At 31.9% G+C, this 22,920-nt stretch carries 24 protein-coding genes; 17 read left to right on the plus strand and 7 right to left on the minus strand.

The window, feature by feature from the left end:
- The first annotated feature begins 52 nt into the window (after nucleotides 1–52).
- From LOS89_RS07795 to LOS89_RS07830, 8 genes are all read left to right on the plus strand, one after another.
- Nucleotides 53–2,194 carry a DUF262 domain-containing protein gene (locus LOS89_RS07795; protein WP_231834722.1) on the plus strand — a complete coding sequence of 714 codons (2,142 nt, stop codon included), beginning with the start codon at nucleotides 53–55 and terminating at the stop codon, nucleotides 2,192–2,194.
- 179 nt (nucleotides 2,195–2,373) lie between these two features.
- Nucleotides 2,374–3,066: a hypothetical protein gene (locus LOS89_RS07800; RefSeq protein WP_231834723.1), complete on the plus strand. Its 693-nt coding sequence runs from the start codon at nucleotides 2,374–2,376 to the stop codon at nucleotides 3,064–3,066.
- A gap of 265 nt (nucleotides 3,067–3,331) precedes the next feature.
- Nucleotides 3,332–4,087, plus strand: a complete 756-nt coding sequence (locus LOS89_RS07805; protein WP_231834724.1) for a hypothetical protein — start codon at nucleotides 3,332–3,334, stop codon at nucleotides 4,085–4,087.
- Nucleotides 4,088–4,276: 189 nt separating this feature from the next.
- Nucleotides 4,277–4,729, plus strand: a complete 453-nt coding sequence (locus LOS89_RS07810; RefSeq protein WP_231834725.1) for a hypothetical protein — start codon at nucleotides 4,277–4,279, stop codon at nucleotides 4,727–4,729.
- Between the two features lie 3 nt (nucleotides 4,730–4,732).
- Nucleotides 4,733–5,440, plus strand: coding sequence for an XAC2610-related protein (locus LOS89_RS07815; protein ID WP_231834726.1), 708 nt, complete (start codon nucleotides 4,733–4,735; stop codon nucleotides 5,438–5,440).
- Between the two features lie 236 nt (nucleotides 5,441–5,676).
- Nucleotides 5,677–6,711, plus strand: a complete 1,035-nt coding sequence (locus LOS89_RS07820; protein ID WP_231834727.1) for an adenine-specific methyltransferase EcoRI family protein — start codon at nucleotides 5,677–5,679, stop codon at nucleotides 6,709–6,711.
- Entirely contained in the window at nucleotides 6,708–7,790 is a 1,083-nt protein-coding gene (locus LOS89_RS07825) for a GmrSD restriction endonuclease domain-containing protein (protein WP_231834728.1), read from the plus strand. The genes LOS89_RS07820 and LOS89_RS07825 overlap by 4 nt, the downstream gene beginning before the upstream one ends.
- A 68-nt stretch (nucleotides 7,791–7,858) precedes the next feature.
- Nucleotides 7,859–8,446, plus strand: coding sequence for a hypothetical protein (locus LOS89_RS07830; protein WP_231834729.1), 588 nt, complete (start codon nucleotides 7,859–7,861; stop codon nucleotides 8,444–8,446).
- On the opposite strand, the gene LOS89_RS07835 is transcribed toward LOS89_RS07830, so the two are convergent.
- Nucleotides 8,430–8,654 carry a hypothetical protein gene (locus LOS89_RS07835; protein WP_231834730.1) on the minus strand — a complete coding sequence of 75 codons (225 nt, stop codon included), beginning with the start codon at nucleotides 8,652–8,654 and terminating at the stop codon, nucleotides 8,430–8,432. The genes LOS89_RS07830 and LOS89_RS07835 overlap by 17 nt on opposite strands.
- Before the next feature lie 230 nt (nucleotides 8,655–8,884).
- On the opposite strand from LOS89_RS07835, the gene LOS89_RS07840 reads away from it, so the two are divergent.
- The 4 genes from LOS89_RS07840 (at nucleotide 8,885) to LOS89_RS07855 (ending at nucleotide 13,991) form a co-directional block, all read left to right on the plus strand.
- Nucleotides 8,885–9,952: a serine hydrolase domain-containing protein gene (locus tag LOS89_RS07840; RefSeq protein WP_210788451.1), complete on the plus strand. Its 1,068-nt coding sequence runs from the start codon at nucleotides 8,885–8,887 to the stop codon at nucleotides 9,950–9,952.
- A gap of 397 nt (nucleotides 9,953–10,349) precedes the next feature.
- A protein-coding gene (locus LOS89_RS07845) for an IS3 family transposase (protein WP_370515718.1) occupies nucleotides 10,350–11,734 on the plus strand; the annotation gives its coding sequence in 2 pieces (ribosomal slippage) (nucleotides 10,350–10,665 and nucleotides 10,665–11,734; 1,386 coding nt in all).
- Between the two features lie 133 nt (nucleotides 11,735–11,867).
- Nucleotides 11,868–13,103 carry a TCR/Tet family MFS transporter gene (locus LOS89_RS07850; RefSeq protein ID WP_231834731.1) on the plus strand — a complete coding sequence of 412 codons (1,236 nt, stop codon included), beginning with the start codon at nucleotides 11,868–11,870 and terminating at the stop codon, nucleotides 13,101–13,103.
- Nucleotides 13,104–13,295: 192 nt separating this feature from the next.
- A complete protein-coding gene (locus LOS89_RS07855) occupies nucleotides 13,296–13,991 on the plus strand; it encodes a hypothetical protein (protein WP_231834732.1) in 696 nt (231 codons plus the stop codon).
- 109 nt (nucleotides 13,992–14,100) lie between these two features.
- Here the strand turns inward: LOS89_RS07855 and LOS89_RS07860 are convergent, their stop codons facing one another.
- Entirely contained in the window at nucleotides 14,101–14,592 is a 492-nt protein-coding gene (locus tag LOS89_RS07860) for a thermonuclease family protein (protein ID WP_231834733.1), read from the minus strand.
- Nucleotides 14,593–14,689: 97 nt separating this feature from the next.
- Here LOS89_RS07860 and LOS89_RS07865 point away from each other — a divergent pair, with 97 nt between their 5' ends.
- The 4 genes from LOS89_RS07865 to LOS89_RS07880 all read left to right on the plus strand — a co-directional run bounded on the left by LOS89_RS07865 (nucleotide 14,690) and on the right by LOS89_RS07880 (nucleotide 16,537).
- Nucleotides 14,690–15,493 (plus strand): hypothetical protein, encoded by an 804-nt coding sequence (locus LOS89_RS07865; RefSeq protein ID WP_231834734.1) that lies wholly within the window; start codon nucleotides 14,690–14,692, stop codon nucleotides 15,491–15,493.
- A gap of 68 nt (nucleotides 15,494–15,561) precedes the next feature.
- Nucleotides 15,562–16,014, plus strand: coding sequence for a DUF5675 family protein (locus LOS89_RS07870; RefSeq protein WP_231834735.1), 453 nt, complete (start codon nucleotides 15,562–15,564; stop codon nucleotides 16,012–16,014).
- 12 nt (nucleotides 16,015–16,026) lie between these two features.
- Complete coding sequence (locus tag LOS89_RS07875; RefSeq protein ID WP_153200084.1) at nucleotides 16,027–16,290, plus strand: hypothetical protein; 264 nt, start codon at nucleotides 16,027–16,029, stop codon at nucleotides 16,288–16,290.
- Nucleotides 16,280–16,537 (plus strand): hypothetical protein, encoded by a 258-nt coding sequence (locus LOS89_RS07880; protein WP_309508540.1) that lies wholly within the window; start codon nucleotides 16,280–16,282, stop codon nucleotides 16,535–16,537. The genes LOS89_RS07875 and LOS89_RS07880 overlap by 11 nt, the downstream gene beginning before the upstream one ends.
- Before the next feature lie 203 nt (nucleotides 16,538–16,740).
- On the opposite strand, the gene LOS89_RS07885 is transcribed toward LOS89_RS07880, so the two are convergent.
- The 3 genes from LOS89_RS07885 to LOS89_RS07895 all read right to left on the minus strand — a co-directional run bounded on the left by LOS89_RS07885 (nucleotide 16,741) and on the right by LOS89_RS07895 (nucleotide 19,832).
- Nucleotides 16,741–17,163 carry a DUF6943 family protein gene (locus tag LOS89_RS07885; protein WP_231834736.1) on the minus strand — a complete coding sequence of 141 codons (423 nt, stop codon included), beginning with the start codon at nucleotides 17,161–17,163 and terminating at the stop codon, nucleotides 16,741–16,743.
- Between the two features lie 985 nt (nucleotides 17,164–18,148).
- Nucleotides 18,149–19,228, minus strand: coding sequence for a hypothetical protein (locus LOS89_RS07890; protein ID WP_231834737.1), 1,080 nt, complete (start codon nucleotides 19,226–19,228; stop codon nucleotides 18,149–18,151).
- A 280-nt stretch (nucleotides 19,229–19,508) separates the two neighbouring features.
- The gene (locus LOS89_RS07895; protein WP_231834738.1) at nucleotides 19,509–19,832 is read right to left on the minus strand and encodes a helix-turn-helix domain-containing protein; all 324 of its coding nucleotides are present in this window, start codon (nucleotides 19,830–19,832) and stop codon (nucleotides 19,509–19,511) included.
- 142 nt (nucleotides 19,833–19,974) lie between these two features.
- On the opposite strand from LOS89_RS07895, the gene LOS89_RS07900 reads away from it, so the two are divergent.
- Nucleotides 19,975–20,358, plus strand: a complete 384-nt coding sequence (locus tag LOS89_RS07900) for a hypothetical protein (RefSeq protein ID WP_231834739.1) — start codon at nucleotides 19,975–19,977, stop codon at nucleotides 20,356–20,358.
- Nucleotides 20,359–20,427: 69 nt separating this feature from the next.
- Here the strand turns inward: LOS89_RS07900 and LOS89_RS07905 are convergent, their stop codons facing one another.
- Both LOS89_RS07905 and LOS89_RS07910 read right to left on the minus strand, forming a co-directional pair.
- Complete coding sequence (locus tag LOS89_RS07905; RefSeq protein WP_231834740.1) at nucleotides 20,428–21,177, minus strand: hypothetical protein; 750 nt, start codon at nucleotides 21,175–21,177, stop codon at nucleotides 20,428–20,430.
- Between the two features lie 109 nt (nucleotides 21,178–21,286).
- Nucleotides 21,287–22,768: a Fic family protein gene (locus LOS89_RS07910; protein WP_231834741.1), complete on the minus strand. Its 1,482-nt coding sequence runs from the start codon at nucleotides 22,766–22,768 to the stop codon at nucleotides 21,287–21,289.
- Between the last annotated feature and the right edge of the window lie 152 nt (nucleotides 22,769–22,920).

A 22,920-nucleotide genomic window follows, 5' to 3' on the forward strand; every position in this document is an offset into this window, starting at 1 on the left:
CGTTAGCCACAATGCAAGGACGACCGAGCCAACATAAAACAAACAGACAAAAATGAACGAATTAGAATCTCTCAAAAATATATTCAAAGACAGAATTTTTAAAATTCCAGACTATCAACGTGGTTACGCTTGGACAACAAGACAACTGAAAGACTTTTGGGAAGATTTGGTTAATCTGCCTTCTGAAAGATTTCACTACACGGGACTACTTTCTTTGAAAAAAGTCGACAGAAATGTTTGGGCAAATTGGAATGACGAACGTTGGCTTATTGAAGACAGAGGATTTAAACCTTTTCACATCGTTGACGGACAACAGCGTTTGACAACATTTGTAATTTTCATTCAAGCAATTTCCGAACAACTCAAATCAATTCCAGAAAACAAAGACAAAAAGGACGAAGAAATTTATCTTGGCTCTTTCAGTTTGAAAACGATTAAAGAAGAATATTTGGTGATTGAAAGACCACCTCAATTTATTATCAAAACATACAAATTTGGCTACGAAGTAGACAATCCAAGTTTCAAGTTTTTGCGACACAAAATTTTCTTAGAACCGAACAGCGGAACTATTCAAGAAACTTTTTATACACTTAATCTTGAAAACGCAAAGCGTTTTTTCAAAGAAAACCTACAAAACTACTACGACAAATACGGTTTAACAGAAATAGAAGCGTTATTTAAAAAAGTAACGCAAAATCTAATGTTCAACGTTTACGAAATAGGCGATGATTTTGATGTATTCGTTGCATTTGAAACAATGAACAACAGAGGGAAAAAATTATCAAATTTAGAATTGCTCAAAAATCGTCTGATATATTTAACGACTTTGTATGACGACAAAGAATTAAAAAATGACGAAAGAAATTCATTAAGAGAAAAAATCAATGACGCCTGGAAAGAGGTTTATTATCAACTTGGCAGAAACAAACAAAATCCATTAAATGACGATGATTTTTTAGTGGCTCATTGGATAATGTATTTCCAATACACAAGAGAAAAAGGAGACGATTACATTAGATTTTTATTAGAGCAAAAATTTACGCCACAAAACATTTACGCAAAGACAGAAGTAAAACTTAGTTCTTTACAGGAGTTTGAAGAAATCCGAGAGGACGAAGAAACCGACCAAGAAGAAGTTGAAGTAAACGGAGATGAAGAAGTTATTGTTTTACGTTCCAAACTTTCGCCAAAAGAAATTGAAGATTATGTAAACAGTTTAAAAGCAGCCGCAGTTCATTGGTATAACACACATAATCCTGTAAACAATTCAGACTTAACATCAGCAGAAAGCCTTTGGATTGACCGACTAAACAGAATTGGTATCATTTATTTCCGACCGCTTGTTACGGTTTCGTTTTTAAATAAAGATATAGATTCTAAAAAACGTATTCAACTATTCAAAGCTATTGAACGCTTTATCTTCATCACATTTAGGCTTAGCCGAGCCTTTTCAACTTATCGGAATAGTGAGTTTTATCGTGCAGCAAGACAGTTAAGGAATAATGAATTGTCCGTTGACGATATTGTTCAAAGGCTAAACGACAGGATGAGTTATTGTTTCTACACCCCAGAGGATTCAAAAGAAAGTTACTTTGACTACACATACTTTCAAAAATTCATAGACAAGAAATTTAAAAGTGGTGGTGGTTTCTACTATTGGAATGGTCTTCGTTATTTCCTCTATGAATACGAAATGGACAAGGTTAGACAAAGAGGAAGCCAAAAAATTGACTGGAAACTTTTTGTAAAGAGTGAGAAGGACAAAGTTTCAATTGAACACATTTATCCGCAAACACCAACTCATAAAACTTGGAAAGAAAATTTCAAGGATTACAAAAAATCACAGCAAATATTTTTTCAAGGAACATTAGGAAACCTCTTGCCTCTTTCTCAAAGTATCAATTCAAGTTTACAGAATGATTGTTTTGACGACAAGAAAAATCCAAAATTCAACGACAAAAAAGAGAAAATAAGACAAGGTTATTCTGACGGCTCACATTCTGAAATTGAAGTTGCAGGTTATGACATTTGGAATCCCGACAACATTCTTGACAGAGGAAATAAATTGTTACAGTTTATGGAAAAACGTTGGGACTTAAAATTTGAGGACGACTATGCAATGGCTGAATTGCTATTCCTTGACTTTATGTTCCCGGACGAAGAAACAGAACAAACAGAAACGAATGACGAATAAAATGCACTGTGGCTAACAAGGGTTTGGCGTAATGGCGGCTGACGGACTTCTACTGAGCTGACGTGCAAGGTCGAACACTAGTAATTCTAATCGGCTTCAGTGCTAAAAATCCGCCACTACGCCAAGCCCCAAAACGTTGTAGGTAATTTTAAAATGTCGTACAAAAATAAATACTTGAAATGAATTTAAATTTATCCAAAATAAATATTTTCTTTGTAATAATAGTTTCATTTTTAAATCTTTCTTGCGAAAAAATTAAAGAAAAGAATCCAAAAAGAATCCAAAAAGATAGGTTAATTGCTTCTGAAAAAGATACTTTATTCAAAAGAGAATGGATAATAATAGATTATGAAGATAATCGAACTGAAGAAATTGAAATTTACATTTCGGAAAATAATGATACAATATCAAATCAATATAAATCATTTGTTAATGATAATATCGATACTTTAAATAGTCATTTTTATGATTTAAAAATAACAAAAACAAATAATCCCCATGTATATAATGGTCAAATAACTTTACATACAAAATATAAAAACTTGAAGTTGAATAAACAAAATCGTAGAAAGATAGAATTTGCTTATTGCAACCAAAATAAAGATAGTGTTTTTCTTAGGTATGTAGAATCAAAAAAATCAAACATAATTAACTTTCAATTTGAGAACCATTTCAGTAATAGATTACAAGGACAACTTTATCAAATTGTTGAAAGGGACACTATGGTTAATAACGAAGAAATGATTAATCTAAATCAATCATATATAATGGTTGACAATCAAATTGAAACCGTTAATTTTTTTCTTGATTCAGAACATATCAAGGAACATAAATTTAAATTAGGCCGTTTTCAACTTACAGAAAAGAAATAAAAAACTACCTACAACAGCGGTTTGCTTCAATGGCTACTTCCGGATTTTCCTACGGAAAATCCGCTGCTGAATGGAATGTTTTGTTATATTTGTAATGGCTTGGTGTTGGTGCAACGCCACTGAGAGCAAGCCGCAAAACGTTGGTAGCTATTTTATCCTAAAATGACGATTCATCCTTGAAAATCAACATTTCAGTATAATTTATTTAAATAGAATATTCAAAATTCAGAAGTTTGAACTTTGTAAACTCTAAAAAATAAAAAAAATGACCCTAAAAAACAATTCATTAGGAATGAATAGTATTTTAATTGCAATTTCTACATCATTAATTTCAATAATTTTGCACGAATCTGCGCATTATTTAATTGCAGAATATTTTAATTTGAATCCTGAACTGCATCATAATTATGTTAGACCTTTAATTGAACCATCAGAAAAACAATTAATGTTAATTGCTTTAGCAGGACCAACTTTCTCATTAATAATTGGAATATTGATTCTTTTTATATCTATAAAACTTTTTAAACCATCTTTAATGAAACTTTTTTTATTATGGTTTGGTATGAGTAATATTCTAAATTTTTTGGGTTATATGTTAATTGCTCCATTTATAAAAGATGGTGATACTGGTCGAGTTTTTAATTACTTTAAAATTCCATTTTTCATTTCAATAATTATTGCAGTTATCACATTTCTAATTACAAAAAAATTATTCCAATATTTATCTAAAGAGTTTATATTCTATAAAAATGCAGAACTATTTGATAAAAAAGAGTGTCAAAAACAACTGTTAATTTTTCCAATCATTTTTTTAATTATTGGAGTCTCATTACTTAATTTACCAATTACTGTTTGGTTTAGTTTATTGCCTACTGTTTTTGTACCTATGACTTATTTAAGTACATTAAGAGTATATAAAAAGATGGAAATAATTGATGCAGAAATAACTATAAATAAAATCTCGATTACATTATTAATTTTAACTATATTAGTTATTATAATATTTAGAAATTTAATATAAAAAACAGCTACCAACACAGGTTTTACGCTATTGCGGGTTTTGGGCTTAATTTAGAGTTTCTTTTGTATCTTTGAAGTCAGTGCAAAACCGAAAGTTAAGGTTTATTTAATCCGCAACAGACGTAAAGCCTGGGAACGTTGTGTGCTATTTTGTGACAAATCGTTTAAATTGAAACTTTCCAATGATTATATGAAAAATTTTATATACATATTTCTACTTCTTATTTCTTCTTGCTATTCACAGCAAAACAATAGAAAATATTCGATTGGTCAAGAAATAAAAAGCGAAGGTGGATTTCTATTAGATAAAGGTAAGCTCGATACTGATTATGGAATTGCATTTTCTAATTCTGAAACTAAAATATTCATATTATTTTTCAAAATTGAAAATACAAAAAAAATCATAATTGATATTTTAGAAATTGATAAGAAAGAATTGGAAGAAAATAAATTAACAGAATATTGCTACACAAATAATGGTGCTGATACAGAAATTATTGCTCTTGTAAAAAAAACAGATAACAATGCCGAATTTTACACTAAAATTAAAAAAGCTTGGCGTGCGAATAGAAAAATTGGTAAATTTGAGAAAATAGCAAAACGGAAAGTAAAAAAATGTGATAACGAAAATAATGGAATTTAACCTTTGAAAAAACTCACTTACATATTTATTATTCTACTTACAGCAAGTTGTAAGAATGCTTTACACAATAATTTTCATGCGGAAAAAATTGTTCTCACAGACACTGTTGCTACCGAAGAACTTCCCGAATATAAAGCTGATACACTTTCTAAAATAAGCAACCCATTTTTGTTAAATAAACTTTTGTGTTATTGGGAACATTTTTTTGTTATTTACCATTATGGTGGTCTTGAAATTACTATGAAATTGTACGATTATAAATCAAAAAAGCTATTATTAAAATATGAGTATCAGCCAAAATATGAAGAAGACTATGATTACAAATCTGTAGCATATTTTGACAGTATAAACAAACGCCATTTTGATGATTTTAATTTTGACGGATATAAGGATTTTACAATTTATGAATATGGCAGTATGCCAATGACAAGTGCAACTGTCATAATGCTTTTCAACAATGAAGCCAAAACATTTGAACATTCTGAATTATCTGCACCAGTTATTGAAGAAATAGATAGTGTCAATAAAATTTTGACAACACACGAATGGGACATGGAAAACGCATATTATAAAAAATACCATTTCAATAAAAATGGAAAAATAAATTTTATAGAAAATTATACCTATCCAAACGATACGGCTATTGTACATTACAAAAAAATAATAAATGATAAAATAGTAGAACAAAGAACCGAAACAATAAAAGAATAAAAACAGCACACAACACAGGTTTTGCAAGATTGCGGGTTTTGGGCTTAATTTAAAGTTGGTTTTGTATCTTTGAGTTCAGTGCTTAATCAAGAGTTACGGCTTCTTTAGTCCGCAACCTCGCAAAGCCTGGGAACGTTAGCCGTCAGTGTAGCGAACCGCAAAAACCGACAGACAAACCGACAAAAACAGAAATTAAAAGCGTAAATTTGCGACTTTAACGAAATGACAAAATATCAATGGCGAAATCACAAAATAAAAGTTTAAAAAACGCAAAAGCACTAAAGAATGACGAGTTTTACACTGAACTTTCGGACATTGAAAAAGAATTAAGACACTACAAAACCCATTTTGAAGGAAAAACAATATTCTGTAATTGTGACGACCCAAGAATTAGTAATTTCTTTCATTATTTCTCTCACAAATTTGAAGACTTAGGACTAAAACGCTTAATTACAACTTGTTACAAAAACCAAGAACGTGATTTATTTAGTGAACATTCCTCTGAAAGTGCAATTTGGCTTGAATACAATGGCGACAAAAATGGTGACAGAGTTCCAAATCCAGAAGAAATTGGAATACATAAATTAAAAGGCGATGGTGATTTTAGAAGCCAAGAAAGTATTGACTTGCTGAAGCAAGCCGATATTGTTGTTACAAATCCGCCATTTTCTTTATTTCGTGAATATGTTACGCAACTTATTGAGTTTAATAAAAAGTTCTTAATAATTGGAAATAAAAACGCAATAACCTATAAGGAAAGTTTTCAATTAATTAAAGAAAATAAAATGTGGGTTGGAGTTACACCAATGAGTACTGATATGTTGTTTGACGTACCAACTGATTACTCAAAAGTTCTAACTGAAACAAAAAAAGAAGGTAGTGGCTACAAAATTATCAATGGTAAAGTTAAAGCGAGAGCTCAAGCAATATGGTTTACTAATATTGACAATAGAAAAAGACACGAGGATATTATACTATACAAAACTTATTTAGGCAATGAAAGTGAATATCCTTTTTATGACAATTATGACGCAATAAATGTAGATAAAACTAAAGATATTCCTATGGATTTCAAGGGTGTTATGGGCGTGCCAATATCATTTTTAGATAAATATAATCCTGAACAATTTGAAATTTTAGGTATGGCTTCTTCAGCAGGTTATAACGAGGAGGTTGTAGGAATACCATTTTTAGGCGACAAAGATGCAAGACCAATAATTAAAGGAGTTAACACCTTTGCACGTGTATTTATAAAGAATAGAAGAATATGAAAATAGAACTTAAGGAAATAAAAATAAGCGAAGTTGCAAATGGCTATTTTAACGACAACGAAGAAGGCGTTGTTGGTTTTGGTGGCTTACTAAATATTCGTCCAAAATATCAGCGTGAATTTGTTTACAAAGACAAACAGCGAGATTCTGTAATAGAAACGGTGCAAAAGAATTTCCCATTAAATGTAATGTATTGGGTAAAAAACGAAGATGACACTTACGAAGTTTTGGACGGACAACAACGAACCATTAGTATTTGTGAATATGTTTCGGGAAGTTTTTCTTTAAATTCAATGTATTTCAACAATCTAACTGATGTAGAACAAAACCAAATTTTGGATTATAAACTTATGGTTTATTTCTGCGAAGGTAACGACAAAGAAAAATTAGATTGGTTCAAAACCATAAATATTGCAGGCGAAAAACTAACTTCACAAGAATTGCGAAACGCAATTTATACAGGAACTTGGCTAACAGAAGCTAAAAAATATTTCAGTAAAACAGGTTGTCCAGCTTACAACATTGGTAGCGATTATATGACAGGTTCGCCTATTCGACAAGATTATTTAGAAACTGTAATTAGTTGGATTAGCAAAGATAATATTGAGCAATATATGGCTGAAAACCAACACAAGCCAAATGCAAGTGAATTGTGGTTATACTTTACAAGTTTGATGAATTGGATAAAAGTCGTTTTTCCAAAATATCGCAAAGAAATGAAAGGTATCAATTATGGTTTTTTGTATAATAATTATAAAGATCAAAATTTTGACGCTAAAAAATTAGAAGAAGAAATTACGACCTTAATGCAAGACGAAGATGTAACTAAGAAGTCAGGCATTTACGAATACGTTTTGACACGAAACGAAAAGTATTTAAGCATTAGAGCATTTACAGACAAACAAAAGCGTGAAGCGTTTGAACGACAAAAGGGAATTTGTGTAAAATGTGGTGTTGAATTTGAAATTAACGAAATGGAAGCCGACCACATTACACCTTGGCACGAAGGCGGAAAAACAACAGCCGAAAATTGTCAAATGTTATGCAAACACGACAACCGAATAAAGAGTGGAAAATAACACCGAACGGCTAACAGCAGTTTGGCAAAATGGCGGGTTCAGTGCTAAAATGAAAATTTAGTTTTCAAATGAAGTTTAGTGCTAAAATGAAAGTAAGTGCTCCAAAATCCGCCACTTCGCCAAGCTGCAAAACCGTTAGCAAACAGTTTAGAAAAATCATAATTATGGGACAAATTAAAGCTAAAACGCATTTGGAAAAACTTGGATTTTCCGATAGTGACAAAAAAGATTCTAAACACGACATTATTCAAAAATGGGTTCAGAAAAACATAGAAACTATAGTTTCCGAAACTTTTATGGCTAATAATCCTCATCCGTTTACTATTAAAAATGTTTATTGGGAATATCCTGTAAATCATATAAGCGGAAGTTATAAAATGCTTGTTGGTTATGTTGATATAGTTGCGCATATAAAATGTAAAATTTATTTTAGTGATACTAAAGAATATGAAGATGCTGAAATGTATGCTTTCATAGAAATAAAAACTCAAATACCAAGTTTAGGAGAACTCATTAGACAAATGAGAGCTTACCAAAACTATAACGACAGAAGAACTTCTTATATAATTGTTTCACCAGACGACAGACATTCTGAAACTTTAGAATCTCAAGGTTTTTATTTCTATAAATACAAAGACCCTACTCAATTATTTTAAGACCTTTTTCAATTGTACATTCTTTAAATGCTTTAAAAGTTTCATGATTTTCATTTTTTAAAATTTCGTAAAACTCCAATAGTGTATATTCTTTATTTGATTTTAAAATTCTATTTATGGCACTAAATAACCAAATACTTGCTTCAGGAGCTTCTTTATCTAACTGTTTTAATAATTGTTTTGCTATGTATAATCTTGAATCTGACATAATTTTATTTTTTAATGTTTAATAATTGAAAAAGACGAAAAAACTTAACCAAATAAAACCGATTTGCTAACAGCGGTTTAAAAATATGGCTGGTTTCGGGAAAATCCGAAATGGCGCAGTTGTTTAATTTAAAGTTTTGGTTATATTTGTGAAGGCTTGGTGTTGCATTTTCGCCACATTTTTAAGCCGCGGAACGTTAGCAAATATTATATTACCAAGAAACTTTACAAATGAAAATAATATCTAAAATCGCAATCATAATTACTTTACTTTTGGGCGCAAAAGGAATAAGCCAAACGAATCAAGAATTACTTAGGCAAATTGATTCGTTATTAACGAATAATAACCAAAATAACACCATAAATGGTAATGTATTAGTTATTCAAAATAGTGAAGTTTTATATGAAAAATCATTTGGTTTTGCGGAACCAAATCGAAAAATAAAATTGAATAAAGAATCTAAATTTTTAATCGGTTCAATTTACAAAGAGTTTCCAGCTGTAGCAATAATGCAATTAAGCGAAAAAGGGTTAATCAACGTAGAAGACAATATCGACAAATATATTCCTGGATTGCCTTCGTGGTCTAAAGATATATCAATAAAATATTTACTGCAATATTCAGCTGGGCTACCAGATATTCAAACCAAAAAATATCCACAAGATAAAATTATCACCACTAAAGATATTTTTAATGATCTTTTAAATATTCCAAACTTAATTTATAAACCTGGAACTGATTATTTGTACACCAATTATAGTCCCCTTTTACTAATGAAAATTGTTGAAAATGTAAGTGGCAAAACATTTAATGAATACTCGAAAATTTTCCTTTTTAACTCCGAAAATATTAACATAAAAACACAATATCCATATATAGAAAAGGACAATTTAGCAGTATCATTTAATAATGAATTTGTTCCTGACAATTTTAAATTAGAAATTCCATTTTTGTTTGTTAGTAATTCTTATGGTTTGTACGATTGGTTTAAGAGAATTGATGAAAATTCTTTAATAAGTGAAAAATCAAAATTATTTCTCGGTAAAACTGCAAATATTTTATCCGATAAATCCATGCAAAGTCCTTTTGGAAAACTATATACTACAAAACAAATAACATCTAGAGAAATTTCAGTTACAGAACATACTCACGATGGAAGTTTTGGAAATTTTAAATGTATTGCAAGAAGGTTTAATTTGGAAAATATTACTATAATAATCTTGACTAATCAGAATACGAATAATGTTTACGAAATATCAGAGGCAATTTACAATTTAGTAATTAAAAAGACAAAATAATAACATTTGCTAACAGGCGTTTGGCAAGATTGCGAATTTTGTAGTAAATTCACGTTTATTTCACGCAAGAAATTTTATCTTTAACAGAAAATAATCGGTTCCGAAGTTCGCAACCTCGCCAAGCGCCAGAACGTTAGCGGTCATTGTAAATGTACAAGCATTAAACGCCCGACAAAAAAACTAACACTTCGTTGGTCTTGTTAATTATTTTTCGCAACTCGACATTGACGTCTTAAACTTTGTTTATATTTGTGCCATTATGAGGCAATAATATTTTCATAGCGTTCTACGCTTTTTTTCTTAACCAAATCTGGTTGATGTAAATCGTCAGCAAAAAGTGGACTGATTTAGTTCAAAACTAAGAGAGTGTTTTCAAAATCCTTAAATTTGAATTATTATGAAAACACCCAAGAAAAAAACAGCAGAGAATTTCATCAAAGACATTCGTAGAAACACACGAAGAATCTTTAGTTCTGAACAAAAAATTCAGATTGTTATGGAAGCTTTACGAGCAGAAATGTCAGTTGCAGAATTGTGTCGTAAGTATTCCATTAATGAATCTCAGTTTTATAAGTGGAACAAAGAATTTTTGGAAGCAGGTAAAAAGCGTTTAGCAGGCGATGTAACAAGAGAAGCTACGAGTGATGAAGTATCAGAGCTCAAGAAAGAAAATCAGTCTTTAAAAGTAATGATTGCCGATTTAGTTTTACGCTACGATATTGTAAAAAAAAGCTTGGACATGCTGGATTAACTGAAAAGTTTAAGAAATATATGCGACTTACAGTATCCGAAAAACAAGAAATCATTCACATGGTTACTCGTTCAGAAATTGGCGTAAATCGAACACTTCGGGAGATTGGAATCAATAAAAGTACGTTTTACAATTGGTATCATGCTTACAGCGAAAATGGTGTTGAAGGATTGCTTCCAACCAAAAGAGCAGCAAACAGGCAATGGAATAGCATTCCACAAGAGCAGAAGAATTTGGTTGTAAAATTAGCTTTAGATTATCCTGATTTGTCTTCTCGAGAATTAGCCTATAAAATCACTGATGAACAACAGATATTCCTATCAGAATCAAGTGTTTATCGGATTTTAAAGTCAAGAGGTTTAATTACAGCTCCAGCTCATATTTTTCTGAGTGCAGGTAATGAATTTACAGACAAAACAGGCTTTGTTCATCAAATGTGGCAAACGGATTTTACCTATTTTAAAATATTGGGTTGGGGTTGGTATTACTTGAGTACGGTTTTAGATGATTACAGCCGATACATTGTGCATTGGGAACTTTGCTCAAGCATGAAAGCCGATGATGTAAAAAGAACTGTGGATACTGCCATTAAAAAAGCAAAATTGGTAACTAAACAAAAACCAAAACTCTTGTCAGACAATGGTTCGTGCTATATTGCAAGCGAATTAAAAACGTATTTAAAAGACAATTATCAAATGCAACAAGTACATGGCAGACCCAATCATCCACAAACACAAGGAAAAATTGAACGCTATCACAGAACTATGAAAAACGTGGTAAAACTTGATAATTACTTTGCTCCCGAAGAATTAGAAGCTGCTTTAGAAAAGTTTGTTTATCGCTATAACAATGAACGCTATCATGAATCATTAAACAACTTAACCCCAGCAGATGTCTATTTTGGAAGAGGTGAAATGATTTTAAAAGAACGTGAACGATTAAAGAAAATGGCTATTATTGGCCGAAGAAATGAGTACCAAAAATTAAAATTAACAACAAATCAAAAAAAACATTTATCTTTGAATTATTAACTAAATACTCTCTTAGGAAAAGTCCACTTTAGTTTGAAGACGTACATGGTTGAGACTCTTCTTAATTGAATTTATTATTAACAAACTGCATTATACTTTTCAGAGTAATGCTATAATTTATCGCTTCATAAAAATGAAATCAAATCATAAATCAACACTCATATTTGTATTAATAGTTGTCGTAATTGACACCGCAGGTTTTGGACTAATTTTTCCAGTTCTACCACAACTACTAATTAATCTACTTCATTCAGACATCAGCACAGTCGCCAAATACGGAGGCTGGCTCTCATTTGCTTATGCAATTATGCAATTTGTTTTTGCACCAGTTTTAGGGAATTTAAGCGACCAATATGGCAGGCGACCAGTACTTTTAAGCTCATTGTTTGGGTTTAGCATCGACTGCATTTTTCTTGCTTTTGCACCAAGTATTTTGTGGCTTTTTGTTGGGCGGACAATTGCAGGTATAACAGGAGCAAGCTATTCCGTTGCATCTGCTTGTGTTGCCGACATTAGCACAGACGATAATAGAACTAAAAATTTCGGACTTATAAACGCAGGCTTTGGTTTGGGGTTTATAATTGGACCCATAATTGGCGGAACATTGGGACAATTCGGAACTCATACACCCTTTATTGTTGCTGCTATTTTAAGTTTTATCAATTTTATTTTCGGCTATTACTTTTTCCCGGAATCGTTAAAAGCAAATAACCGCAGGAAATTTGACTGGAAAAGAGCTAATCCATTTGGTTCCCTCAAACACTTACAGAAATTCCCATTGATAAAAACTTTAGTGCTATCAATGATTTTTGTTTCCATCGCTAATCACAGTATGGAAAGTGTTTGGGCATTTTTCACCATTGAAAAATTTAAGTGGAGCACCTCTCTTGTTGGCTACTCATTAGCATTTATAGGCATTCTATCAATTATCGTTCAGTTATGGTTAGTCAGTATTTTGGCAAAAAAATTGGGCGACAAACGAATGGCAGTATTAGGATTTGTACTTATGATGACGGGCTTTTTTCTGTTTGCTTTTACACCGTGGCAATGGTTGCTCTTTACCGCTTTATTACTTTTCATAGTTGGTGGAATTCAAGGCACAGCCGTTCAAAGTATTATGTCTTCTGCAATGCCCGACAACGAACAAGGTGAACTTCAAGGTGCTTTAGGCAGTTTAATGGGCTTGACAACTCTGATTGCACCACCGTTAATGACAAGCAGTTTTTCTTACTTTACGGGAAAACAATCCGAGATTTATTTTCCAGGAATTCCTTTTTTAATTGCTTCAATATTGACATTAATTAGTTTAATTTTGTTTCTTAAAAGTTTTAAAAAATCAAATAGACTGATAAAATCGGTGGACAAGTAATGACCATATAGACAGAAAACAACGAACCGCTAACAGCACCTAAAAAAAATGGCGGGCGAAGTGCGAATATAAACAGTTGTGCAACTAATAAACATTGTGCGTTTAGACAGTTTAGTGTTCCAAAGCCGCCACTTCTTTTAGCCGCAACCCGTTAGCCGTCAGTTTGGCGAAATCGTAAAAATGAAACATAAAATGAAAAAAATATTTTTAATTTTTATTTCTTACTATATACTTATTTCTTGTGCAGTAACTCACCATAAAAAAGATTTAATAGATTTTAAAATCAACAAAATTCCTGAAAATAAATTAAAACTCGATGGTTACTATTATAGAGAATTTGAATCCGATATGGATTGGGAAAATCCTCCTTATCACTATAAAAAATATATAACCGAAACTGGAATAACTAAATTTAAAACATTGAATTCTTTATTCATTTACAGCGATGGTTTTACTTTCGTTCTATCAGGAATTGATGGATTATCAAATTATTACTGTGCTGAAGGAATAATATTTGAAAACAGTTATGAAAATGCTCATAGAAATATTCAGTTAATGATTGAAGCACAGAAATCAAAAGATAAAAAACTCAGAAGAAGATGTGATTTTGAACCAGATTACATAAATAATAAAGGATTAACAGAAATTATAGGTGATAAAATTAGAATTCAACATTATCAAGCTGAAATGCAAATTCCTGACAAAGATTCTTTTAATTCATATTATTTATATGAAATGAACGGAATTATAAAAAATGATACCACATTTGTCATAAATGAAATAAAAAATTACAGAACTGATTCGATTATTAAGGTCAACTATATTTATAAATTTAGAAGAAACATTCAAAAACCAGAAATATCAAATTATTTTAAAAAGCATATGTAGAAAAACCGAACGGCTAACAGCGGTTTAGCTCCATTACGCCTGTAAAGCACTATATTTATTGATATTTTTAGTTTTCAAACATCCATTAGTACAACATAAGTACAACAAATCAGAACTTTTTTACATGCTTGTAAATACCTCGTTTTTTAAGTTGTGCTTTGCGATTCATTTTTTGAAATTCTGCTAATCGTCCACAATAATACTCGTCTGTTGCTTTTGCAAATCCATTGATCAAAAGCAAATCATTCAAGCACTCCCCTCCTGGCAAGATTACATATCCTAATTGTCGGTTCCAATAATCGTAAAAGTTATCCTGTTCTGTAATTATCGTTACAATCGTTTTAGGCGGTGCTACCTTCAAAACATAATGCAAGGCTTCCAATCCTAATTGGATTAAAAATTGGGCTGCTAAACGTGTTTTCTGTTCGTCCTCTTTCATCTTTCTATTGTACTTTACTTCTGGTGCATCTAAACCATAAAGTCGTATCTCTTTTCGCAAACGAGTGAAAAGGTTGCTAATGATTATGCTGTCTCCATCTAAGACTTCATCTATTTGCCAATGGGTTTCCACCAAATAGGGTGCTTTTGCGTTGTATTGCATTGATTTTCAGTATTTTAAGTTATTGCAAATCAAAGATAATGAATGATATTTGAGTATAAAATTTCACTTAAATATTAACTTCTAAAATCTTTACAAAATGGCTAGACAGAAAGGCGTTTTAAAGTATGTGGGAACTCTTGGAGATGTTCGCCACTTTAAAATTAAAGGACAAGAAGGGTACTTTGCCGGAATGGTAGGTGGACCTTCAGGGGAGCAAGTTTTATCAGCTCCAGAATTTGAAAGAACTCGTGAGAACATGAACGAGTTTGGTGCTTGTGCTAAAGCAGGAAAATCCGTTAGAACTGGTTTATCACAAATCGTGAAGCAAATGTCTGATACGCAAGTAGCAGGGCGTTTAACAGCTATCATGAAGAAAATCAATTTGGAAGACCAAACCGAAGCCAGAGGGTATCGTAAAATTGAGATTACCACTCAAAGAAATTACTTGGTAGGTTTTGAGTTTGACAAAAACACTTCCTTAAATGGTATTTTCAATGCTCCTTACAGTGTTACGCATGACCCAGCAAGAAACACTGCTGATTTTGTAATTCCTGCGTTTAATCCAGCGAATTTGATTAATGCTCCTGCAGGTGCTACTCACTTTAGATTGATTCACACGCTTTCTGTTGTGAGTGACTTTGCTTACAATGCTGTAACGAATAGTTATGATCCTATTGACACAGCTCAAAATGAAGTGAGTGATGTTCAATTTAGTGGTTTCTTAGACTTGTATGCTCCTGCAACTGCAACTACCATTACAGCAACTTTGCCAAATGGTATCACTCCATCAACAGATGTTACCGTTCTTCAAGGTATTGGAATTGAGTTCTACCAACAAGTAGGTTCAAACTATTACTTATTTGCAAGTGGAAACTGCTTGAAAATTGAGGACGCATTTTAAGAATCCTACTTACAAATCCCTCAGAACTTCTGGGGGATTTTTTGTTTTAACTTACTAATTCAATTCCCATGGAAACAAAAATCATTCGCGTAGCACAGGGCAAACAAAGTACATTAAGCCAATTATATATCAACGGAGTATTTCAATGCTATTTACTTGAGGATAAAATACGAACAGAAAAAATCAAGGAACATACTGCCATACCTACTGGATCCTATTCATTGCAGCTTAATACTTGGGGTGCAAAAAATGTCAACTACAAAAAAGCATTTGGAAAAGTTCACCAAGGTATGATTGAAATTACAGGTTTACCAAATTTCAGTTATGTGTATATCCATACAGGAAATACGATTGAAGATACCGCAGGATGTCCGCTTTGTGGATTTGGGTTCCAACTTATCCAGGGCGATTACCGAGTTACGCAAAGTGTTATGGCTTACCAAATGATTTATCCTAAGCTAGTTGCATTAGCAAAGAACAAAGCAAACAAGATTAGTATCGAAAACAATTTCCAATTTTAAACTTGTAATGCCATGGAACAAGCTCCACAATTAATGGTACTTTTTGGAAGTTTAATAAGCTTATTATTATCGGTTGTAGCCTATTTTATCAAACAATTGCACACAGATTTCAAAAGAATGGAAAAAGACCTTGTTGAAGTAAAAACCATGGCATTATTAATCAAAACCGAGTTTAAAAGTAGTAGTGATTTACTGAACCAAAAAGTAGATTATTTAGAACACCGAGTACAAAAATTAGAATTATCCATCTTTAAAAATCACGAACATGAAAAGTAATGAAATGAATATCGTTCAAAGAGTAAAAGCTCCAACACCAAAGTTTTTCAAAGTATTGAGAACAATTGGTTTAGCCTTGGCAACCGTTGGAGGAACTATCATCGCTTCACCAATTGCATTGCCGGCTGGATTAGTTGCAGCTGCAGGTTATTTGGTTTTGGGCGGTGGTGTATTGTCGGCAGTATCGCAAACCGCTGTACAAGATGACGACGAACCGAGAGTTCCACAGGAAGACAGGGTTCAATAAAACTAAATTTGCTTAAAAATTGCAATCAAAAGCTCCTATTTCAGGGGCTTTTTTTTGTTTTATACCCAATTGCTTCGCTTTTTCCAATTTTATTTAATTGGTGCGTTTATATTGCGGTTATGTATTGTTTTGCTTCGGGATAGGGATTGTTTTTGGAAATTTGATGAAATGAAAAAACCTAGCCCATCGGGGCCAGGTTTGTGTTATTTGTTTCTGTAACGGAGTAAGATGGCGTTACGGATTTCGTTGATTAAGTGGATGTTTTTTGCGTGGTGTGCTTCTTGTTCTTGCAGCAGCTTGAGTGCTTGTATGTTTTTATGGTGCAGCTCGTGTTCACGCATTAATCGGGTTGCTTTTGGATTGAACTCTTTTTTGAATTCATAGAGAGATAAGAACAGAATAACCGAACCGCGAAGAAAAGGCATCCAGAATTTGGATTTCCATAGGCTCATGGCTATCCAAAAGATGTCCTCTTTTTGAGCTTCGGTTTGAAATACAAGTACAAAGCTGTTTGTAAAGGGTTCGTTTTGAGGTTTTCCGCTATTCAGTCCTTTTGATAATACGAAAAAGTGCGGTTTGGCATAGTGCGCCCCAGGTTGGTGGGTTTTAATAAAAATAGTGTCCATAATACAAGGATTTAACAGGTTAACTTCCTTCGTCTTTCCTTCGTGATTGCCCGAAATGTGATTGGAAACCGAGATGATTACTCAATGTATTATTGTTTTTTATTGGATTTCGTGAATTCCGTTTCACTCCATTTCACACACTTTTTTGCAAAAGAAAAAAGGAAAAAAAAGAAAGCCGTCTTGCCTTGTGGAGGGTTTCAAAAAAGCAAGTTTTACGGGTAAAATACTACCCATATGCGTCTGTGGAAACGCTAAGTGGATGTTGTGGTATTGAAAATGTATGGGTGGAGATTTTATCCGGAACCGAAGGCTTGAACTTGCTTTTTTGAATACCCGGAACAAACCTTTGGCTTCTTTTTTATCCTTTTTTTTGTAAAAATGTTTACCCCAAATGTTCTTATGAAATGGGGTTTTAGGGGTGTTCAATCGGGACTTGTAAACAAGGGTGTTTTTTTATTTGCTTACGTGGTGTATCGGTTGTTGATGCAAATAAAAATACACTCTTGTGATAGTTTGATTTTTGAGGATGCTTGATAGTTCAGTTAGCAGTCGCGGTTTTCAGTTAGCAGTTAACGTCTGATGGAAATGGGAAGCATCTTCAAAAAACAATGCAAATTACGTTAGCGGTAGCGTTCCTATTATTCTTCGGGTGGGTGCGGCTGGGCGCGGATATTTTACATAATAACCCTTATAACTTTCAGGGGGACTGCGTGGGGTGTTGGGAATGAATTATAAGGTTTATTATGTAATAATAGCTTGGGAGTGGTTTTTGTGTGTTTTTAGCGTTTGTTTTTTGGATTGGGTGTAAGTGTATAAAAAAAGGCGGACTGTGCGCGAGGGGTTGGGAAAACAGGGAGCCTTTTTTTATTGACTTACTTTGGGTAAAACAAGTGCTAAAAACACACAAAATACCACTAGTGCGGTGGGGAGCGTTGGACTGGGTGGGTGAAACTACTTCAGCGAAGCGTTCCTATTTTAATAATTCTTATTTATTATCATCATTAAGAAGTTCATCTTCATAATTTACTAAAGGGTCAATCCAATCCGCTTTTTTATTTGCCCAATTGAGCCATTCTTGTGTTTCTTGGTCTAGCGTATTTTCGTTTTGTGCTTTCTCTTTTTTTGCTTCAATGTATTTCCTAATTATAAGTGATTTATTGTATTGTTCGGATAATTTTAGGAGTTTATTGAATTTTTCGAGCTCTTCGTTTCTTCTTTGTTTTATTTCTTCCTTCCTTTTTAATTCTGCTTCATAGTTTAAGTGCCAAATACGATTTCTTTCTTTTTGGATTTTTTCTTCAGCTGCATAAATTTCGAGTTTAGCCATTATTTTTGCTAACATTTCTTCAACTTTAGATTTACCATCACGCCATTCTCTTTCACCAGAGTATTTTCCCATTTTAAAAATTAACTCTCCTGTTGGAATATATTGAGAAGACCCATATTTTGTTGTTGGTGGAATTCTCTTTGAAGCTTCTCTTAAATCGATTTCAATGAAAACAGTATCGATTAAAACACCAGTATAGCTATATTCTTTACTCCAAGTATGTCCTCTGTACCGCAATAATTTTGTAAAAGTATCCATGAAAAGTAATGCTCTTTTTTCACAATTCTCCCCAACTCTTATAGGATAGACAATTCTATTATCCTCACGATAAGAATTGAATTTTATTTTACCTTTCCAATAATCCTTTGTTTGAATTGTAAGTATATCTGGCTTTGTTATAGTTTCTGGAACTGTTAAAGGAGCATTGGGATCATTCTCAATTTCTTTGGTTCTTATTGTTAATGGAGTTTGGTCAACATTGATAGTGTTTCCTTCTTCTCGTAATGTCATAACAATTTTATCAATACCTCCAAAAATAGGATTTAGTTTCTCTATTTTAACTTTTTTATTGTATTTGAGTTTTAGCCAAAAACCATTTGGTGGCATAGGAATTTCAAATTTTTTACAGATTTTTTTAAACCCTTCATTTGAAATAGCATACTGCTGTGTCAATTGTGAAATTGGTGTAGACCAAACTAAATCATACAATAGCTTTCTTGATAATTCAATTGTTTCCATATAAAATAATTGTTTAAAAATTACAATTAAAGATAATATATGTTAATTGAAAAATGAAATTAGCGAAATGAAGCAAACAAAGAATTGATGCTAGGAATACTTGGACTAGGAGCGATTTTTGTGCAGCTGAATGAGATAATTTAACCGATTAATCAACAATTATTATAGTTTTAAAAACAAGTGTTTGTTTTTAAAATGGAATAAAGTGATTGTCTAGGTGGATTAGACTACATAAGCAATTGTATTCAATTTTTAAATTAGTATTCAAAATTGATTTATGTTATCTGAACGGATTTCTTTTTCGAGCAATGTATTCATTGGCTTCATTTTCTATGTCTTGTCTTGTTTTGACTTTATTTGCGTATATCCATTCATCTATTTCTTCTTTTTTAAAAAATAGCTTTTTACCTAATTTGTAATGTGGGATTTCTGCAGTTGATGTTAACTTATAAATTGCAGATGTAGAAGTACCCATATAGGCAACTACTTCTTTTAAATTCATTGGTTTGGATTCTGCAACAATACTATTTTCTGTTTTTAGATTGGATATTGCTTTTTCAATTCTATCTAATCTTTCCATTATTAACTCAAAAGGATTTTCCATAATTGATTCAAATTTAATTACATATAAACGAAACTAATATAATTCAAAGTATTTATTTGATATTATAATTTTTTGAAAATTAAAGTTGAAGCCGTTTTTAATGTCTCAAAACCTATGGCATAATTAACTTTAAAATAGTATTATGCAATTTTATTACGAAAAATTAGAACCAAACTTTGTATTGGATTTTTTAAAAGACAACCGTTTTGCAGGTGTATTTGGTTATATGACCACTTTTACCTTCTATGACGAATTTGTTGTTACTCCTTATCCTTACCACATTGAATTAAAAAATGATGATACATTAATTATCGTTTTGCTATATGTGGGGTTTGACTATAAACAGTATATGGAACTTGATAGTGTCCATATTGTTTCATTAAATCCAATTGTTTGGGAAATGGTAGAGTTTGAGAATCTTGAGATTAAGTATGTAAGTCCTCATGCTTTATTTCATATGATTACTGAACTTGTGCCTGAAACACGAGCTGAGGAGATTCGGTTTTTATTGACCAACCATTTTTAATATAAAAAAGCGGACCATTCTATGAATAGTCCGCTTTTTATTGATATTAATTCTTTATTATATTTTTATTTATTCTACTATTTTCAATAATTCTGGTGCAATCTTGTTTAATAATTCTTCATCACTCAACCCTTTTCTTCTGGTATAACCAAATAGATTCATACCGTCTGATTTTCTTTTGAAGTTACCGCAATATTTATTGGCATCATAATCTAATGTTTTAGTCCAATTATCGCCATCATCGTATAAATCATCCATAAAATCAAAAGCACTTTTACCTTCACAAATAATGTTTTCGGGATTTATTATTTCTATCAATTCTTTCGTCCACTTTTTATTGTTTTCTATTAAATGATTGTATAATTCTCTATGATTTCTATATAAAAAATCTTCAAATATTTTCATCTCACCTACTCCTACAGTTGCATAAAATTTAGTATTCATTTTAACTGTATTTTCTAATAGATTAAATTTATCTATTTTATTGAAAATTTTCTTTGTATTCTTTGCTAACATATAATCATTTCGTTCATCATCAAGATATTCTATAATTTTATGCTCTTCATTGTAATATACAAAAGGATTTCCTGTATCACCTCCACCTGGATTGATACCAATAAATACTATTTTAGAATTGATAACAATTGGACTGTAGAATATTTTCCAGCCTAAAAGTAAACTTGTTATTTCCTTGTTTTCTCCAATTGCTTTTTTAAGAAGTAAAGCAAAATCTCTTACCTCATTTTCAATAGTTTCAATTTGATTTTGAATAGTTTCCAAATCAATATTTTCTCTTTTATCTTGGCTTTTTAAAATCATATTTTTATGTTAATTAACCTTTCGACATAGTTCAGGACAAGCTATGGAGCAACCGACACTACTATTTGCATCTTAAAATAGATTTTTTATTCATGGAATCCATTCTGTGTTACAATGTTATAATTTTTAGTTTAGCTTCGTCGTGTTCTTTGAAGGCGTTGCTTTGGGTTAGGTGATTTTCTAATACTTCCATTTCACTAGCTACTAGTGTTGCGCTGAATTCTTGTGCTCTTTGTAACATTCTGATATACACTGCTGGATCATCGTTTCTTGTTAGTCTTCTTAATGCTCCCAAATAATCATCGCGGTAGACTGTTGGAATTATGATTCTTGTTTGGTTTGCTTTCACTAATTCGGCATTCATCATTACTCTTGCTATTCTACCGTTTCCATCTAAGAATGGGTGAATTTCGCTTATCATAAACATGATGTAAGCTGCTTTGGCAAATGGTTCTTGTAATGCTTGATAATAATCAAAACCCTTTATTAAAGTTCCTCTTACTAAGGTATGGTCAACAAAATGTGTTTCTCCCGCACGGTTGTTTTTATCTTTGAATTGACCGGGCTTTTTTGAGGTTCTGGCTGCTAAAAGTATTTGATGTCTGTACTGTAAAATATTCAACAATTCCTCTGGATTTGATGGCGTTGTAGCCATTTCCTTTTGATTGCTTACTAATTTGTAGGTTCCTAAAATGTCGTGTGAATCTTCATCACGATTTGGAATTGGTGTTTCTGTTTGAATGATACTTTTGGCTTCTTCTATTTCAAAAATAGTACCTTCGATGTAGTTTGAAAAATACGCTTCAAAGAAAGCAAAGTTTCTAAACGCATTTGTTTCTGTATTTATATCTTTTCGGTCTTTATAGGGTTGTTGCTGTAATTCTATGAATAATTTTTCAAACAACTCTATTCTGTGTTTGTCATATGGATTTCCTAATGCTCTTGCTACAGCAATTGGTGAAGTAAGTATTTTTGAAGGTTTTGTTGTAAGTAAAGCACTTATTAGTTTGTTTAGTTTTTCAAACTCCGATTGCATTTCCAGTTTTTCTGCTATTTCTCTGGCTTTGTCTCTGAATTGATTTAGCCCTTCTTCTCCTTTTACTTGAACGATTTGCTCAAGTTTGTTTTCGATTTCGGGTAGTGTAAGCGTTTTGGAAGTTGGTCCTACTTGTCGAGACGTTTGCATGTTTTCTAGAAAAGCTCTTTCTTGTTGCGCTACAAATAATTCGCCAGCGAATGGGTTATCTCCTTCAATTGCAGGGCTTCCTTCCATAAAACGAATTGTGATTCCAGGAAGTTCAATTTTTTTGGTATAGGTATAGGTAACAAAAATTTGATTCGCCGCTGTTGGTTTAAATTCTAAAGCAGAACGATGACTTAACACCGCTCCTGGATACAACTTACCCAAAATGGTAAAGATGTTTCTTCTAATTATTACTTCTTTTGATTCGTTGAAGTTTGAGGTATAGATACGTGGCGCAATTTTTTTAATTTGCCCTTCTTTTTCCAATTTACTTAATTGCCTATTTAAAGCAGTATCGCTTGTTGCAAAAATGATTTCTTGTAAGTGGATTGGGATATTATTTTCCATTATAATTGCTTTTGAAACTCAAAATTAGCTCTTATTTTCCATTAAAGAGTGGTTTTTAGCAAAAATTTTCCATTATAAATACATTGGTTGTGTTTTTTCATTTCCACTACATGTACTTTTTAGTGGAAAATAGTATTGTATTTTCCATTATA

The sequence above is a fragment of the Flavobacterium channae genome, from assembly GCF_021172165.1.
Classification (GTDB): Bacteria; Bacteroidota; Bacteroidia; order Flavobacteriales; family Flavobacteriaceae; genus Flavobacterium; species Flavobacterium channae.

Bases quoted from the DNA above. Each gene is read 5' to 3' on its own strand.
- LOS89_RS07855 (WP_231834732.1), top strand. From the start codon at position 13,296: ATGAAAAAAATATTTTTAATTTTTATTTCTTACTATATACTTATTTCT.
- LOS89_RS07910 (WP_231834741.1), bottom strand. From the start codon at position 22,768: ATGGAAAATAATATCCCAATCCACTTACAAGAAATCATTTTTGCAACA.
- LOS89_RS07885 (WP_231834736.1), bottom strand. From the start codon at position 17,163: ATGGACACTATTTTTATTAAAACCCACCAACCTGGGGCGCACTATGCC.
- LOS89_RS07830 (WP_231834729.1), top strand. From the start codon at position 7,859: ATGAAGTTTAGTGCTAAAATGAAAGTAAGTGCTCCAAAATCCGCCACT.
- LOS89_RS07810 (WP_231834725.1), top strand. From the start codon at position 4,277: ATGAAAAATTTTATATACATATTTCTACTTCTTATTTCTTCTTGCTAT.
- LOS89_RS07905 (WP_231834740.1), bottom strand. From the start codon at position 21,177: ATGATTTTAAAAAGCCAAGATAAAAGAGAAAATATTGATTTGGAAACT.
- LOS89_RS07865 (WP_231834734.1), top strand. From the start codon at position 14,690: ATGGCTAGACAGAAAGGCGTTTTAAAGTATGTGGGAACTCTTGGAGAT.
- LOS89_RS07835 (WP_231834730.1), bottom strand. From the start codon at position 8,654: ATGTCAGATTCAAGATTATACATAGCAAAACAATTATTAAAACAGTTA.
- LOS89_RS07900 (WP_231834739.1), top strand. From the start codon at position 19,975: ATGCAATTTTATTACGAAAAATTAGAACCAAACTTTGTATTGGATTTT.
- LOS89_RS07825 (WP_231834728.1), top strand. From the start codon at position 6,708: ATGAAAATAGAACTTAAGGAAATAAAAATAAGCGAAGTTGCAAATGGC.
- LOS89_RS07880 (WP_309508540.1), top strand. From the start codon at position 16,280: ATGAAAAGTAATGAAATGAATATCGTTCAAAGAGTAAAAGCTCCAACA.
- LOS89_RS07890 (WP_231834737.1), bottom strand. From the start codon at position 19,228: ATGGAAACAATTGAATTATCAAGAAAGCTATTGTATGATTTAGTTTGG.
- LOS89_RS07840 (WP_210788451.1), top strand. From the start codon at position 8,885: ATGAAAATAATATCTAAAATCGCAATCATAATTACTTTACTTTTGGGC.
- LOS89_RS07895 (WP_231834738.1), bottom strand. From the start codon at position 19,832: ATGGAAAATCCTTTTGAGTTAATAATGGAAAGATTAGATAGAATTGAA.
- LOS89_RS07875 (WP_153200084.1), top strand. From the start codon at position 16,027: ATGGAACAAGCTCCACAATTAATGGTACTTTTTGGAAGTTTAATAAGC.
- LOS89_RS07850 (WP_231834731.1), top strand. From the start codon at position 11,868: ATGAAATCAAATCATAAATCAACACTCATATTTGTATTAATAGTTGTC.
- LOS89_RS07795 (WP_231834722.1), top strand. From the start codon at position 53: ATGAACGAATTAGAATCTCTCAAAAATATATTCAAAGACAGAATTTTT.
- LOS89_RS07800 (WP_231834723.1), top strand. From the start codon at position 2,374: ATGAATTTAAATTTATCCAAAATAAATATTTTCTTTGTAATAATAGTT.
- LOS89_RS07870 (WP_231834735.1), top strand. From the start codon at position 15,562: ATGGAAACAAAAATCATTCGCGTAGCACAGGGCAAACAAAGTACATTA.
- LOS89_RS07805 (WP_231834724.1), top strand. From the start codon at position 3,332: ATGACCCTAAAAAACAATTCATTAGGAATGAATAGTATTTTAATTGCA.
- LOS89_RS07860 (WP_231834733.1), bottom strand. From the start codon at position 14,592: ATGCAATACAACGCAAAAGCACCCTATTTGGTGGAAACCCATTGGCAA.
- LOS89_RS07820 (WP_231834727.1), top strand. From the start codon at position 5,677: ATGGCGAAATCACAAAATAAAAGTTTAAAAAACGCAAAAGCACTAAAG.